Source organism: Duganella rivi, assembly GCF_009857435.1.
GTDB classification, from domain to species: domain Bacteria; phylum Pseudomonadota; class Gammaproteobacteria; order Burkholderiales; family Burkholderiaceae_D; genus Rugamonas; species Rugamonas rivi.
Genome location: NZ_WWCK01000007.1, coordinates 80,459 through 94,862 on the forward strand (window position 1 = coordinate 80,459; position 14,404 = coordinate 94,862).

Sequence of the window (14,404 nt, forward strand, 5' to 3'; positions counted from 1 at the left end):
GGAGACGACCATGCACCACAGCACCCTCAAACTGGGCGGCATCGCTGCCGCTGTCGCAACCGCAATCCTGCACATGGGCGGCGCCGCCGCGCAGGAAACCCCGGCCACGGATGGCCTGAACATGGAGCGCGTGGTCGTTACCGGCACCAGCGGCGCGTCGTCCAAGATGAAGACCAGCGTTTCGATCAGTACCCTCGAAAGCGACGCCATCAAGAACGCCGCGCCACTGAGCGCGGCCGAGGTGCTGCGCGCGGTGCCCGGCGTGCGTTCGGAATCCTCGGGCGGCGAGGGCAACGCCAACATCACGGTGCGCGGCGTGCCGATTTCGGCCGGCGGCGCGCGCTACGTGCAAATCCAGGAAGACGGCCTGCCGGTACTGCAGTCGGGCGACTTCAACTTCATCACGCCGGACAGCTACGTCAAGATCGACGGCACGCTGGATCACCTGGAAGTGGTGCGCGGCGGTTCGGCCTCGACGCTGGCGACCAATGCGCCGGGCGGCATCATCAACTTCATCACCAAGACCGGCGAAGAGAAGGGCGGCCACATCGCCATCAGCCGCGGCCTGGGCTACGATGAAACCCGCTACGACTTCGACTATGGCGCGCCGATCTCTGACAAGACCCGTTTCTTCATCGGCGGCAGCTACCGCACCGGTGAAGGCGTGCGCAACACCGGCATGAGCACCGAGGGCGGTGGCCAGATTCGCGGCAATATCACGCACCAGCTGGACAACGGCTGGATCCGCCTGTCGTTCAAACACCTCGACGACAAGGCGCCGACCGCGCTGCCGGTGCCGGTGCAAGTGGTGAACCAGCAGATCCAGGAAATCCCCGGCATCGATCCGCGCACGGTGAGCTTCTACTCGCCGTACTGGGTGCGTGACGTCGCCCTCAGCAAGAACAACACGCCGGTTTCGACCAACGTCAACGACGGCCTGAAAGTGAAGAGCGACTCCATCGGCCTCGAAGGCTCGTTCAATCTTGGCGATGGCTGGACCCTGAGCGACAAGTTCCGCACCTCCGATAACACGGGCCGCTTCGTCGGCGTATTCGCCGCCAACAACGGCACGGTCGGCAACTATACCTATGCCACCGGCCCGAACAAGGGCAAGGCGTATAACGGCCGCGCCTTCTCGGCGGTGGTGTTCAACACCTCGATCGACGACGCCGGCAATACGCTGAACGACACCAAGCTGGCCAAGACCTTTGCGCTGGCCGACGGCAGCAAGCTGACCACCACGGCCGGCCTGTACCTGTCGACCCAGAAGCTGGCCCTGACCTGGAATTTCAACGAGTACCTGATGCAGGCCACCGGCGACAAACCGGCGCTGCTGCAAACCGCCAGCGCCACGCCGGGACTGGTCGGCCCGGCCTTCGGCGGCTGCTGCTCGCGCGCGGTGGACATGGAGTACAAACTCACTTCGCCGTACCTGAACCTTGGCTATGAAACCGGCGCGCTGAATGTGGACGCCAGCATCCGCCAGGACCGCCAGCAGGCCAGCGGCACCGCCAACATCGCCACCATGAGCGGCGGCGCGCTGCGCTACGATCCGGCCACCCAGCAGTTTGTCGACTACAAGCTCAATCACAACTCGTACTCGGTGGGCGGCAACTACGCATTCACCAAAAACCTGTCGGCGTTTGCCCGCGTCAGTGACGGCGTGGCCTTCAATGCGGACCGCATCCTGTTCGGCACCCCGCTCGATGGCAGCGCGCCGATCAACATCAACACCGTCAAGCAAATTGAAGGCGGCGTGAAATGGCGCAGCGGCGGCATCAGCACCTTCGTCACCCTGTTCCAGGCCAAGACCGACGAGAGCAACTACGAAGCCACCACCCAGCGCAGCACCTCCAACAAGTACGACGCCAAGGGCGTGGAGCTGGAAGGCGCTTACAGCAACGGCGGCTTCCGCATCACCGGCGGCCTGACCTACACCGACGCCAAGATTACCGGCACCGCCGCAGCCGACGTGGCCAACATCGGCAATACGCCGCGCCGCCAGGCTAAATACATCTACCAGCTGGCGCCTTCGTACAGCTTTGGCGATGCGACCATCGGCGCCAGCGTGATCGGCACCGGCAAGTCGTGGGGCGATGATGCGCACACCATCGTGCTGCCGGCGTATGAAGTGGTCAACGCCTACCTCAATTACAACCTGACGCCGAAAACCGTGCTGTCGCTGAGCGTCAATAACCTGTTCAACAAGATCGGCTACACCGAAGTGGAAGGCGACGGTCACGCCGCCCGCTCCATCTCCGGCCGCGCCGCAAAAGTCAGCCTGTCCTATGCCTTCTAATGTCACCTCGGAGCGCATGCTCGCGGTCCTGCCCCATGATTTGCAAGCGCAGGCCGCGCAGCGTCTGGCCGTGTATGAACCAGTGCTGCGCCGGCTGCTGGCCGGCTTGTACGGCGGGCATGCGGGCTTCGATGCGTGGCTGGGCGAGTTGATGGCGTCGCTGGGCGCGCTGTACTCGGCGCGCCCGGCGGAACTGCGGGCGCTGGATGCACAGCGCGCGGCGCAGCCGGACTGGTTCCTCAGCCAGCGCATGCTGGGCTACTGCGCCTATGTGCAGAACTTCGGCGGCGATCTGAATGGCGTGGCGGCGCGCATCCCCTACCTGCAGGAGATCGGTGTCAGCTATCTGCACCTGCTGCCGTTCCTGCGCGCGCGCGCCGGCGAGAACGACGGCGGCTTTGCGGTATCGAGTTTCGACGACGTGGAGCCGGCGCTGGGCACCAACGCCGATCTCGATGCGCTGACCACGCAGCTGCGTGCGGCGGGCATCAGCCTGTGCTCGGACTTCATCTTGAACCACGTGGCGGACGACCATGCATGGGCGCTGGCTGCGAAGGGCGGCGATCCTGCGGCGCGCGCCATGTTCCTTACCTTCCCGGACCGTACCATGCCGGACCGCTACGAGGCGACGCTGGGGCAGGTGTTCCCGCAAGTAGCGCCCGGTAATTTCACCCACGTGGAAGCAATGGGCGGCTGGGTGTGGAGCACTTTCTATCCGTACCAGTGGGACCTGAACTACGCCAATCCGGCGGTGTTCGCCGAAATGGCGGCGGCCTTGCTGCGGCTGGCCAATCGCGGCATTGAAGTATTCCGCCTAGACTCCACCGCCTTCCTGTGGAAGCGCGAAGGCACCAACAGCATGAACCAGCCGGAGGCGCACCAGATCCTGCAAGCCTTGCGCGCGATTGTCGATATCGTGGCGCCGGGCGTGCTGCTGAAGGCCGAGGCCATCGTGCCGACGCGCGAACTGCCGGCCTACCTGGGCAGCGCCGGTGCGCGCGAGTGCCATATCGCCTATCACAGCAGCCTGATGGCGGCTGGCTGGCTGGCCTTGTCGGAGCAGGGCACCAGCGTGTTGCGGGAAGTGATCCGCAACACGCCCGATCTGCCGCAAGCCGCAACGTGGCTCAGCTACGTGCGCTGCCACGACGACATCGGCTGGAACGTGCTGCGTGCCGAAGCAGCGGCCGGCGGCCACGATGCCAAGGCCCGCCTGGCACGCGCTTCGCGCTTCTTCGCCGGTGCCGAGGGCAGCTACGCTGTCGGCGCGACCTTCCAGAGCAGCGACCCGAACGCGGCGCACGGCACCAACGGCATGGCGGCATCGCTGGCAGGGCTGCAAAGCGCTGCCACGGATGAAGAACGCATACTGGCATTGCGCCGCCTGTTGTTGTTGCATGGCCTGGCCTTGAGCTTTGGCGCGCTGCCGGTGCTGTACATGGGCGACGAGCTGGCGATGGAGAACGACGATAGCTATCTGCTGCGGCCGCAGCACGCCATGGACAGCCGCTGGCTGCAGCGTCCCGTGTTCGACCGCTCGCGCTGGAAGGGCCGCGACTACGCCGGCACCTGCGCCGGCAAGATGTACCAGTCCCTGATCCGCATGGTGCGGGTGCGTAGACAGCATGACGCATTGGCTGCCAACGCCGCGCGTACCCTGCTGGAGGAGGCGCCGGATGGCGTGCTGGCGCTGGCGCGCGGCGACCAGTTCCTGGCGGTGATGAATTTTTCCAGCCAGCCGCAAAGCATGGCCCTGCCGGGACGGTGGACTGATTGCCTGGACGGCGGCATACTGGATGGCGCGGTGACGCTGGAACCCTATGCAATGCATTGGCTGGAACGTGGAGCGGCAGCATGAGCAAACACACGGTCGCCGTCTTCGGCGAAGCACTGGTGGATGACTTCATCACCGAGCAGGTGGTGGGCGGCGCGCCGTTCAACGTGGCGCGCAACCTGGCGGCGTTCGGCGTCGCCACGCTGATGGTCACGCGCATCGGCAGCGACAAGAACGGCGCACGCATCGCCGATGAATTTGCGCGCTTCGGCATGAGCAAGGCGGCGCTGCAGGTCGACCCGCGCGAGGCCACCGGCCGCGTGGTGGTCGAGCGTGACGCGGGCGGACATCGCTTCATCATCCTGCCCGACCAGGCCTACGATTACGTGCAGACCGCAGCAGCGCTGCAAGCGCTGGCCGATGCGCAGCCACAGGTGATCTACTTCGGCACCATGGCCCAGCGCCACGAGCAGTCGCGCAGTACCTTGCGCGCGATGCTGGAGGCGACCAATGCCCAGCGCTACCTGGACCTGAACGTGCGCGAAGGACAAGTCACCGAGCGCATCGCGCACGAGTCGCTCAAACTGGCCGATATCGTCAAAGTCAACGAGGACGAACTGAAAGACCTGTTCCGCTGGTACACCCACACCGAGCCGGCCGACATGCAGGAGGCTTGCCAGACCCTGATGCGCACCTTCGGCCTGCAAGGCCTGATCGTCACGCTGGGCGAGCGCGGCGCCATGTACTTCGGCGCCGATGGCACGGTCATCGCCAACCACGAGAGCCACGCGCCCGAACGCATCGTCGACACTGTCGGCGCAGGCGACGCCTTCTCCGCCGTGTTCCTGTTCGGCCAGGCGCAAGGCTGGCCGCTGGCGCTCACGCTGGCGCGCGCCAACGCCTTTGCCGGCGCCATTTGCGGCATCTCCGGCGCGGTGCCGGCCGATATCAGCTTCTACACGCCGTGGATTCAAAGATGGGGAGCCGCGTCATGAAGGCGCGCCTGTCGTTCTGGCAGATCGTGAACATGAACATTGGATTCTTCGGCATCCAGTTCAGTTTCGGCCTGCAGCAGAGCAGCATGAGCCCCATCTACAAATACCTCGGCGCCGATGAAGCCAGCTTGCCGTATCTGTGGCTGGCCGGGCCGATGACCGGGCTGCTGGTGCAGCCGCTGATCGGCGCCATGAGCGACCGCACCATCACGCGCTGGGGACGGCGCACGCCGTACTTCCTGATTGGCGCCATCCTGTGCAGCCTTGGCCTGCTGGCGATGCCGTTCAGCCCCATGCTGTGGATGGCGGCCAGCCTGCTGTGGATACTGGACGCGGCCAACAACGTGACGATGGAGCCGTACCGCGCCTTCGTCAGCGACAAGCTGCAACCGGAGCAGCATTCGATCGGCTTCCTGACGCAAAGCGCGTTCACTGGTCTTGGACAAACACTGGCCTATCTGACGCCGTCGCTGCTGGTGTGGCTGGGCATGAACAAGGATGCCGTCAACGGCAGCCACATTCCGCACATCGTGATCGTCGCGTTCATGATCGGCGCGGTGTTTTCGATCAGCTCCGTGCTGTGGACTTTGAAGACCACCAAGGAAAATCCGCTGAGCGAGGAAGAACTGCGGGCCATGCGCGCCAGGCCGGCCGGCTGGCGCCACGCGCTGGGCGATATCGTCAGCGCGGTGCGCGAGATGCCGCACACCATGCGCCAGCTGGCGTGGGTCAAGCTGTTCCAGTGGTATGCGATGTTCTGCTATTGGCAGTACATTATGCTGTCCTTGTCGACCACCATCTACGGCACCACCGACCAGGCCTCGCAAGGCTTCCGTGATGCGGGGCTGTTGGCAGGGCAGGTGGGCGCGTTCTACAACTTCATCGCGTTCGTCGGTGCGCTGGCGCTGGTGCCGTTCACCCGGCGTTATGGACCGAAGATCACGCACAGTGTTTGCCTGGCGCTGGCCGGCGCCGCGATGTGGAGCATTCCGCAGATTCATACGCCGGCGCTGCTGTTCGTGCCGATGGTGGGCATCGGGCTGGCGTGGGCCAGCATCATGGGCAATCCGTATGTAATGCTGGCGGGTTGTATTCCGCCGGAGCGCACCGGCGTCTACATGGGCATCTTCAATATGTTCATCGTGATTCCGATGATCATCCAGATCTTCACGCTGCCGCTGTATTACCGCAGCCTGCTGGGTGGGAATCCGGAGAATGTGATCCGCCTGGCCGGCGTGTTGATGCTGTGCGGCGCAGTAGCTGTTTTGCTGGTGAAGATAAAAAAAACGCCGGCTTGATTGCCGGCGCTAGGTCTTACTCTTCGTTTTACTCTTCGTTCATCTGGCTTTGCAGGTAGTTCTGGATGCCGATCTTGGCGATCAGATCCAGCTGCGTTTCCAGCCAGTCGATGTGTTCTTCGGTGTCTTCGAGGATCATCAACAGCAGGTCGCGCGACACGTAGTCGGCGGCCTTCTCGGCGGCAGCGATGCCTTCCTTGACGGTGATCTGCGCGCCGCGTTCCAGTTTCAGGTCGCAGTTGATCATCTCTTCGGTGTTTTCGCCGATCATGATCTTGTGCATGGCTTGCAGGTTAGGCAGGCCGTCCAGCATCAGGATGCGGTCGATCAGTTTGTCGGCGTGCTTCATTTCGCCGATCGATTCTTCGTATTCTTTCTTGCCGATCTTTTCCAGACCCCAGTGCTTGTACATGCGTGCATGCAGGAAGTATTGGTTGATCGCGGTGAGTTCGTTGGTCAGCTGTGCGTTCAGCAAGCGGATGACTTCTTGGTCGCCCTTCATGGGAGGCTTTCTAAATAGTTGCAGGAATACCGGCATTTTGCCATGAACAAGCGGACAACGTGTAGGGATTGACTACGAATGGCCGCTAAAGTGTACCAATATCCCCGGCCTGAAAATATTGGAGCTAATGACAATTATTAGCATTCGCAGTGTGGTGCAACCCACTGAGCGTTATCGCTCGCGCCGTTACCATGCAAGTTCACTCAGGAGGACACCATGGACGCTATTCACCACCAAGATTTAATCGGCGAAGACGCCGTGCGCAAGATCCGCGATTTCGTCGAAAGTACACCCGGCTGCTTCTTTTGCACCAGCGACGCCAACGGCGGCCCCGGCGACGCGCGGCCGATGACAGCCTTGCAGGTCGACGAAGTCGGCAATCTCTGGTTCATCTCGGCCAGCGATAGTTTGAAGAACCTGGAGCTGGCGGCTGACCCGTCGGCCACGCTGTACTTCCAAGGTTCGGCGCATTCGGAATTCATGCACCTCGAAGGCATCGCCACCGTGACGCGCGATTCGCTCAAGCTCAAAGAGCTATGGAGCTTTACGATGAAGACCTGGTTCACGGAAGGCGAGGACGATCCGCGCATCACGCTGATCAAGTTTGCGCCGACCTATGGCTACTATTGGGACACCAAGCACGGCAAGGCCGTCGCCAGCGTCAAGATGCTGATCGGCGCCGTGATCGGCAAGACGATGGACGATTCTATCGAGGGACGGTTAGATCTTTAACCGAGCTGGAAGTTGATTGGCACCAGCGCGTAGACCGGGATGGCCTTGCCGTCCTCTACGTGCGGTTTAAACAGTGCGCGCAGCACGGCCTGGCGGCCGGCCTCATCGAGATTATTGAAGCCGGACGACTTCTGCACGGTCACTTGCTCGGCCGTGCCCTTCTCGCCGATCAGCACGCGCAGCGTCACCACGCCGGTCTCGCCCATGCGGCGCGACATGCTCGGGTAGGTTGGCTGCGGTGCGCGGATGTACTCCACGCCCGACACGGTTTTCGGTGCGGCCGGTTGCGGCGGCGCCGGCGGGGCGACTTGCGCGACCGCTGCCGCAACGGCAGTGGTCGGCTCAGCAGGACGCGGTTGCGGCGGCGGCAAAGTGATGGTCGGCTCGGTCTGCACGATGTTCAGCTGAGGCAGCGGCGGCACGAAGGTTTGCTTCGGCTGCACCAGCGGCACCATCTTCGGCGGCGGCGGCGCTTTCAGCGGTTCCGGCGCGGCCACGAAGGTGACGTTGACCACCTGCGGCAAAATGGCATGCGTCACGCTGCGCAGCATGCCCGAGTAAGCAAGATAAAACAGTACCACGTGACCTACAACGATTGCCGCCATCGGCGCCAGCTTGCGGCCGCGGCGCTGCCATTCCAGCGCCAGGCCGGCGTCATCACCGGACAGCGAGGCCGTCCGGTTGTAGGTCATGCTGTTCATTTAGTTGGCGAAGACCGGGCGCTTGAGCACGGTCTCTTTGAGTTCGGCCGCGGCTTGCGCAGCCAGGTGTTCGGTCAGGAGTTCTTCCGCGCAGGAAAAGCATTGACCGCAAACGGTCGCCACGCCCAGGGCGCCGCGCAGCTCTTCCATCGACGTGATACCCAATTCCATGGCTTGACGGATTTCGCGATCGGAGATGTTGTTGCACACACAAACAATCATTGATGCACCTTCTGGCTAGGCTGAATAAGTCTGGTTTAAGTTCTTCCTGACATGATTGCTTGTTACTTAATGCGAATCATTATCATTAATCGTATAGTGCCCGAAATTTCAGCGGTTTGCAAGCTAAATAGAAGTCATTCGCATTACCGTTTATAATGCTAGTATTAAATCCGGCTGGACTTGCTCATGACCAACGCTGTTCCCCTCATTACTCTGGACACCCTCAAGGTGGGCGCTAGCGCCACCGTGGTGCACGTTTCGCCCGGCCAGGGTGCCGATGACGGCGTTGGTTTGGCGCGTCGCCTGATGGAGCTGGGCTTCGTGCCGGGCGAGAAAATCCGCATGCTCAAGCGCGGCATGCCGGGCGGCGAACCGCTGGCCATCAAGGTCGGCAACTCCACTTTTGCGTTGCGCCGCTTTGAAGCGGCGCTGGTCTCGATTCAACCGGAATAAATCAATGGGTGCAGTAGAAAAACAGGCGCCGCCGGCGCCGGCCGTGTCCCGGACGCCAATGATGGCCTTGCTGGGCAATCCGAACTGCGGCAAGACCGCCTTGTTCAATCGCCTGACCGGCGCGCGCCAGAAAGTGGCGAACTACGCTGGCGTGACCATCGAGCGCAAAGAAGGTGCATTTACTACCAGCGGCGGCAACGGTTTCCGCGTGCTGGATTTGCCCGGTGCTTATAGTTTGACGGCCCACACGCCGGACGAGGAAATCACGCGCGACGTGGTGGCCGGCCTGCGCAAGGGCGAACCGGCGCCGGACGTGGTGGTGTGCGTGGTCAACGCCACCAATCTGCGCCTGAACCTGCGCCTGGTATTGGAAATTAAACGTCTCGGCTTGCCGATGATCCTGGCGCTGAACATGGTCGACGTGGCCAAGAAGCGCGGCATCACCATCGACGCTGACCGCTTGTCGCAAGAGTTGGGCATGCCGGTGGTGGAAACCGTGGCGGTGCAGGCCGGCGGCGAGAAGTCGCTGCTGCGCGCGCTGGACATGATGTGGCCGCTGCCGGTAAGCCAGCCGCACGCGCTGTCGGCCATCGACGCGGTCGGCGTGGAAGCAACCCAGCGCGAGGTGCGCCGCATTCTCGACCTGGTGGTCAGCAACCCGGCTTCGGGCGAGGATCGCTTGAGCGAGAAGGTCGACGATATTGTGCTGCACCCGGTGCTGGGCCCGATCATCCTGGCGGTGCTGATGTTCCTGGTCTTCCAGGCCGTGTTCAGCTGGGCCAACGTGCCGATGGATATGATCAAGGCTGGTGTGGACGGCGTCGGCGAGCTGATTAAGGGCGCGATGGCGGATGGCATCCTGCGCAGCCTGCTGGTGGAAGGTATCCTCGGCGGCGCCGGCAGCGTGCTGGTGTTCCTGCCGCAGATTCTGATCCTGTTCTTCTTCATCCTGGTGCTGGAAGATTGCGGCTACCTGCCGCGCGCGGCCTTCCTGCTGGACCGCCTGATGGGCGGCGTCGGCTTGTCGGGCCGCGCCTTCATTCCGCTGCTGTCCAGCTTTGCCTGCGCGATTCCGGGCGTGATGGCGGCGCGTACCATTCAAAATCCGCGCGACCGTCTGGTGACGATCATGATCGCGCCGCTGATGACGTGCTCGGCGCGCCTGCCGGTGTACGCGCTGATTATCGCGGCCTTTATTCCCGAGCGCGAAGTGTACGGCTTCCTGAGCCTGCAAGGGCTGGTGCTGTTTGCGCTGTACTTCGCCGGCATTTTCTCGGCGATGGCGGTGGCGTACTTCTTCAAGCGCGCGCTGGGCGCGAACCAGCAGCAGCCGCTGATGCTGGAACTGCCGGCCTACCACTGGCCGCACATGCAGAACCTGGCGCTGGGCCTGTGGGAGCGCTGCAAGATCTTCCTGTCGCGCGTCGGTACGATTATCTTGACGCTGATGATTTTGCTGTGGTTCCTGAGCTCCTTCCCGGGCGCACCGGAGGGCGCGACGCATCCGCCGATCTACTACAGCCTGGCTGGCATCCTGGGCCGCGGCCTCGAATACATCTTCGCGCCGATAGGCTTCAACTGGCAGATTTGCATTGCGCTGGTGCCGGGCCTGGCCGCGCGTGAAGTGGCGGTGGGCGCGCTGGGCACGGTGTATGCGCTGTCGCAGAGCGGTGACGAACTGGCGCAGTCGCTGGAGCCGATCATCGCTGCCTCGTGGACGTTGCCAACCGCCTTGTCGCTGCTGGCGTGGTATGTGTTTGCGCCGCAGTGCATGTCGACCTTGTCGGTGGTGCGCCGCGAAACCGGCGGCACGCGCTACGCGCTGCTGATGGCCGGCTATATGTTTGCGCTGGCGTACATTGCGTCGTTCCTGACCTACCGTATTTCGCTGGCCCTGATTGGAGGCTGATATGTGGCAGCAGATTATTGTCGCGCTGATCGTGCTGGTGGCCTTGGCGCACTTTTGCACCAAGTACCTGCCGGCGGCGCTGCGCCGTCAGATCGTGGCGGGCTTGAGCAAGCGCGGCTTCGATGAAGCGCGCATGGCCAAACTATTCAACATCAAATCCGGCTGCGGCGACGACAGCGGCTGCTCCAGCTGCGGCTCCTGCGACAGCGCACCGCCGGCCAAGTCCGATACCTCCGCCCCGCTAAAACGCGTCATCAAGCTGCACGTGCAGCGCTAATCAACCGCAGTAAGGATCGAAGGTCTCAGCCTGCGCCATCGGCCAGTAATGGCCGAAGACTGGCGGCAGGCGCGAGAGCTGGCTTGGATCGAGCAGTTCGCCCGGCTCCAGGAAAGGCAACAGCGTCGAGACCAGTTTCACCTGGTTGGACGAGATGCGCCGCACCAGGTGGCGCGGACGCAGCTGCGATGGGTGCGTCATGCCGGCGGCGGCAATCAGCTGCGCCAGCGCCTTCATCGTATTCTCATGGAAGTTGGCCACGCGCTGGATTTTGTCCGGCACCACCAGCGCCCGCTGGCGCGACGGATCTTGCGTGGCGACGCCGGTCGGGCAGCGGTCGGTGTGGCAGCTTTGCGACTGGATGCAGCCCAGCGCGAACATGAAGCCGCGCGCCGAATTGCACCAGTCCGCCCCCAGCGCCAAGGTGCGCGCAATATCAAACGCAGTGATGATTTTGCCCGAGGCGCCGATCTTGATCTTGTCGCGCAGGTTGGCGCCGACCAGCGTGTTATGCACCAGCAGCAGCGCCTCTTGCAGCGGCGTGCCGACGTGGTCGGTGAATTCCACCGGCGCGGCGCCGGTGCCGCCTTCGCCGCCATCGACCACGATGAAGTCCGGCACGATGCCGGTCGCCAGCATGGCTTTGACGATGCCGAAAAATTCCCACGGGTGGCCGATCGCCAGCTTGAAGCCGGTCGGCTTGCCGCCCGACAGATTGCGCAGGCGGTCAATAAATTCCAGCATTTCGATCGGCGTGCTGAACGCCGAGTGGCGCGACGGCGACACGCAATCGACCCCCATCGGCACGCCGCGCGTCAGTGCAATCTCCGGCGTGATCTTGGCCGCCGGCAGCACGCCGCCGTGGCCCGGCTTGGCGCCTTGCGACATCTTCAGCTCGATCATTTTGACCTGCGGCGAGGCCGCGTTGGCGGCGAACTTCGCTTCCGAGAAACTACCATCGTCGTTGCGGCAGCCGAAGTAGCCGGAGCCGATTTCCCAGACCAGGTCGCCGCCGTGTTGGCGATGGTGCGGGCTGATGCTGCCTTCGCCGGTGTCGTGCATGAAGCCGCCCTGTTTGGCGCCGCCGTTGAGCGCCAGGATGGCATTGGCCGACAGCGCGCCAAAGCTCATCGCCGAGATGTTGAACACGCTGGCCGAGTACGGCTGCGCGCGCGGGCAATCCGGGTGGTTGCCGATTTCGATGCGGAAGTCGTGATGCTGTTCCGGCGCCGGTGCGATCGAGTGGTTGATCCATTCGTAGCCTGGCGCGTAGACATCAAGCTGCGTGCCGAACGGGCGCTTGTCGGTGTCGAGCTTGGCGCGCTGGTAGACGATGCTGCGCTGGTTGCGCGAGAACGGCTCGGCCACGGTGTCGTCTTCAAGGAAGTACTGGCGAATCTCGGGACGGATCGATTCGAAGAAGAAGCGGAAGTGGGCCAGGATCGGATAGTTGCGGCGCAGCGCGCGCTTGGTCTGCAGCAGGTCGCTGATGCCGACGATGGTCAGCGCGGCGGCCACCGCCGGAATCTCCCACGGCGCCCCCAGCGCCAGTGAAACCAGCAGGGTGACGACAGCGGCATTGAGGGCGAGGTAACGCGGTGACAGCAAATTCATGGACACTCCGGCGACGGCTAGCGATCCGTCGAGTGTACTGCTGTTTCCCGGCGGAATCCACATCCAAACGGTAGGTGCAAGGCGTGCTAAGCTAGCGAGGTTGCGGCGCACGGCCGTTCTTTTTCAGGATATCCAACCATGATCGTAGTCCACCATCTCAACAATTCACGTTCGCAGCGGGTGCTGTGGTTGCTGGAAGAACTGGGCCTGGAATATGAGATCGTGCGCTATCAGCGTGATCCCAAGACCATGCTGGCGCCGCCGGAACTGCTGGCCGTGCACCCGCTGGGCAAGTCGCCGGTGATCAGCGATGGCGAGATTGTGGTGGCCGAATCGGGCGCGATTGTCGAGTACCTGATCGACACCTACGGCAATGGCCGCCTGGTGCCGCCGGCCGGCACGGCGGAGCGCCGCCGCTGGACCTACTTCCTGCACTACGCCGAAGGCTCGGCGATGGCGCCGTTGTTGATGAAACTGATCTTTGACCGTGTCGAAACCAGCCCGGCGCCATTCTTCGTCAAGCCGATCGCACGCGGTATTGCGCAGCGCGTAAAGGGCAGCTACATCCTGCCGCAGATCGAGCGCCACCTCGATTACCTCGAAGCCGAGCTGGGCAAGTCCAGCTGGTTTGCCGGCGACGAATTCAGCGCGGCCGATATCCAGATGAGCTTCCCGCTGGAAGCGGCGTCCGCGCGTGGCGGGCTGGACGAGAAGCGCCCGAACCTGAGCGCCTTCCTCAAGCGCATCCACAGCCGCCCGGCGTTCCAGCGCGCGCTCGAACGCGGCGGCCCCTACGAACTGCTGAAGTAAGTCGGTTAGAATGGCGGCTTGAACAAGCCCGGATGAAGTTGAACATGGGTAGACTCCTTGCCATCGACGGCCTCAATATTGTGCGCCGCGTCTACGAAGCCAGCCAAGAACCTGACAGTCCCGAGAAGGCCGAGATCGCGCTGCGCCATGCGCTGTCGTCCTTCCGCACGCTGCTGCACGACCACGACCCCACCCACGTGCTGCCGGCCTTTGATTTCGGCGGCCGCACCTGGCGCCATGATTTGTACGCCGGCTACCGCGAGGGCCGCGCGCCGATGCCGTCGCCGCTGCGCGATGCGCTGCCGGCGTTCTACGACAAGCTGCGCGGCTTCGGCATGCATGTGGTATCGCTGCCCGAGGTCGAGGCCGACGATGTGATCGGCACGGTGGTGATGCGCTGGCTGGCCGAGGGCCGTGGCGAGGCCACCATCGCTACCACCGACAAGGACTTGCACGGCCTGATCGCCAACGGCGCCCGCGTCTGGGATCACTTCAAGGGCGAGTGGCACGACCACGCGTGGGTCGAAAAGAAGTGGGGCGTGCCGCCCGAGCAGCTGCCCGACCTGCTGGCGCTGATGGGCGATGTCACCGATTCGATCCCCGGCGTGTCCAAGGTGGGCGTGAAAACCGCCGCCAAACTGTTGCGTACATACGGCACTCTGGACGCCATCATGGCTGGCGCCGGCATTCTGAAGGACACGCTGGGCGAAACACTACGAAAAGAACGCGAAATGCTGTATCTTTCTCGACAACTGGTAGCATTGAAAACAGATGTGCGGGTTGGCGTGAGCTGGAACATGCTGCTCTGGCCCCACTAA

General features: G+C 63.3%; 14 protein-coding genes. 10 read left to right on the top strand and 4 right to left on the bottom strand.

Going from position 1 to position 14,404, the window contains the following annotated elements; genetic code table 11:
* Positions 1 to 10 precede the first annotated feature (10 nt).
* The 4 genes from GTP45_RS23270 to GTP45_RS23285 are packed head-to-tail and all read left to right on the top strand — an operon-like array spanning position 11 to position 6,366.
* Positions 11 to 2,299: a TonB-dependent receptor gene (locus tag GTP45_RS23270; protein ID WP_161016258.1), complete on the top strand. Its 2,289-nt coding sequence runs from the start codon at positions 11 to 13 to the stop codon at positions 2,297 to 2,299.
* Between the two features lie 16 nt (positions 2,300 to 2,315).
* Positions 2,316 to 4,157, top strand: coding sequence for an alpha-amylase family glycosyl hydrolase (locus GTP45_RS23275; RefSeq protein WP_229258601.1), 1,842 nt, complete (start codon positions 2,316 to 2,318; stop codon positions 4,155 to 4,157).
* Entirely contained in the window at positions 4,154 to 5,068 is a 915-nt protein-coding gene (locus tag GTP45_RS23280) for a PfkB family carbohydrate kinase (protein ID WP_161016260.1), read from the top strand. The genes GTP45_RS23275 and GTP45_RS23280 overlap by 4 nt, the downstream gene beginning before the upstream one ends.
* Positions 5,050 to 6,366 (top strand): MFS transporter, encoded by a 1,317-nt coding sequence (locus GTP45_RS23285; RefSeq protein WP_229258602.1) that lies wholly within the window; start codon positions 5,050 to 5,052, stop codon positions 6,364 to 6,366. The genes GTP45_RS23280 and GTP45_RS23285 overlap by 19 nt, the downstream gene beginning before the upstream one ends.
* A gap of 28 nt (positions 6,367 to 6,394) precedes the next feature.
* Here GTP45_RS23285 and bfr read toward each other — a convergent pair whose 3' ends face one another.
* Complete coding sequence (bfr, locus tag GTP45_RS23290) at positions 6,395 to 6,868, bottom strand: bacterioferritin (protein ID WP_161016261.1); 474 nt, start codon at positions 6,866 to 6,868, stop codon at positions 6,395 to 6,397.
* 216 nt (positions 6,869 to 7,084) lie between these two features.
* On the opposite strand from bfr, the gene GTP45_RS23295 reads away from it, so the two are divergent.
* Positions 7,085 to 7,600, top strand: coding sequence for a pyridoxamine 5'-phosphate oxidase family protein (locus tag GTP45_RS23295; protein ID WP_161016262.1), 516 nt, complete (start codon positions 7,085 to 7,087; stop codon positions 7,598 to 7,600).
* Here the strand turns inward: GTP45_RS23295 and GTP45_RS23300 are convergent.
* The gene (locus GTP45_RS23300) at positions 7,597 to 8,301 is read right to left on the bottom strand and encodes an energy transducer TonB (protein WP_161016263.1); all 705 of its coding nucleotides are present in this window, start codon (positions 8,299 to 8,301) and stop codon (positions 7,597 to 7,599) included. The two genes, GTP45_RS23295 and GTP45_RS23300, sit on opposite strands and share 4 nt — an antisense overlap.
* On the bottom strand, positions 8,302 to 8,523 hold the full coding sequence (locus tag GTP45_RS23305; protein WP_161016264.1) for a (2Fe-2S)-binding protein: 222 nt from the start codon (positions 8,521 to 8,523) through the stop codon (positions 8,302 to 8,304). It abuts the gene before it with no gap.
* A 186-nt stretch (positions 8,524 to 8,709) separates the two neighbouring features.
* Between GTP45_RS23305 and GTP45_RS23310 the strand changes: the two genes are divergently transcribed.
* Genes GTP45_RS23310 through GTP45_RS23320 form a run of 3 tightly spaced genes read left to right on the top strand, consistent with a single transcriptional unit; the run spans position 8,710 to position 11,162 of the window.
* Positions 8,710 to 8,976 carry a FeoA family protein gene (locus GTP45_RS23310; protein WP_161016265.1) on the top strand — a complete coding sequence of 89 codons (267 nt, stop codon included), beginning with the start codon at positions 8,710 to 8,712 and terminating at the stop codon, positions 8,974 to 8,976.
* Positions 8,977 to 8,980: 4 nt separating this feature from the next.
* Complete coding sequence (gene feoB / locus GTP45_RS23315; RefSeq protein ID WP_161016266.1) at positions 8,981 to 10,885, top strand: ferrous iron transporter B; 1,905 nt, start codon at positions 8,981 to 8,983, stop codon at positions 10,883 to 10,885.
* A gap of 1 nt (position 10,886) precedes the next feature.
* Entirely contained in the window at positions 10,887 to 11,162 is a 276-nt protein-coding gene (locus GTP45_RS23320; RefSeq protein WP_161016267.1) for a DUF6587 family protein, read from the top strand.
* Here the strand turns inward: GTP45_RS23320 and GTP45_RS23325 are convergent, their stop codons facing one another.
* The gene (locus tag GTP45_RS23325) at positions 11,163 to 12,776 is read right to left on the bottom strand and encodes an FMN-binding glutamate synthase family protein (RefSeq protein WP_161016268.1); all 1,614 of its coding nucleotides are present in this window, start codon (positions 12,774 to 12,776) and stop codon (positions 11,163 to 11,165) included.
* 138 nt (positions 12,777 to 12,914) lie between these two features.
* On the opposite strand from GTP45_RS23325, the gene GTP45_RS23330 reads away from it, so the two are divergent.
* Positions 12,915 to 13,586 (top strand): glutathione S-transferase, encoded by a 672-nt coding sequence (locus tag GTP45_RS23330; protein ID WP_161016269.1) that lies wholly within the window; start codon positions 12,915 to 12,917, stop codon positions 13,584 to 13,586.
* Between the two features lie 44 nt (positions 13,587 to 13,630).
* Complete coding sequence (locus GTP45_RS23335) at positions 13,631 to 14,404, top strand: 5'-3' exonuclease (RefSeq protein ID WP_161016270.1); 774 nt, start codon at positions 13,631 to 13,633, stop codon at positions 14,402 to 14,404.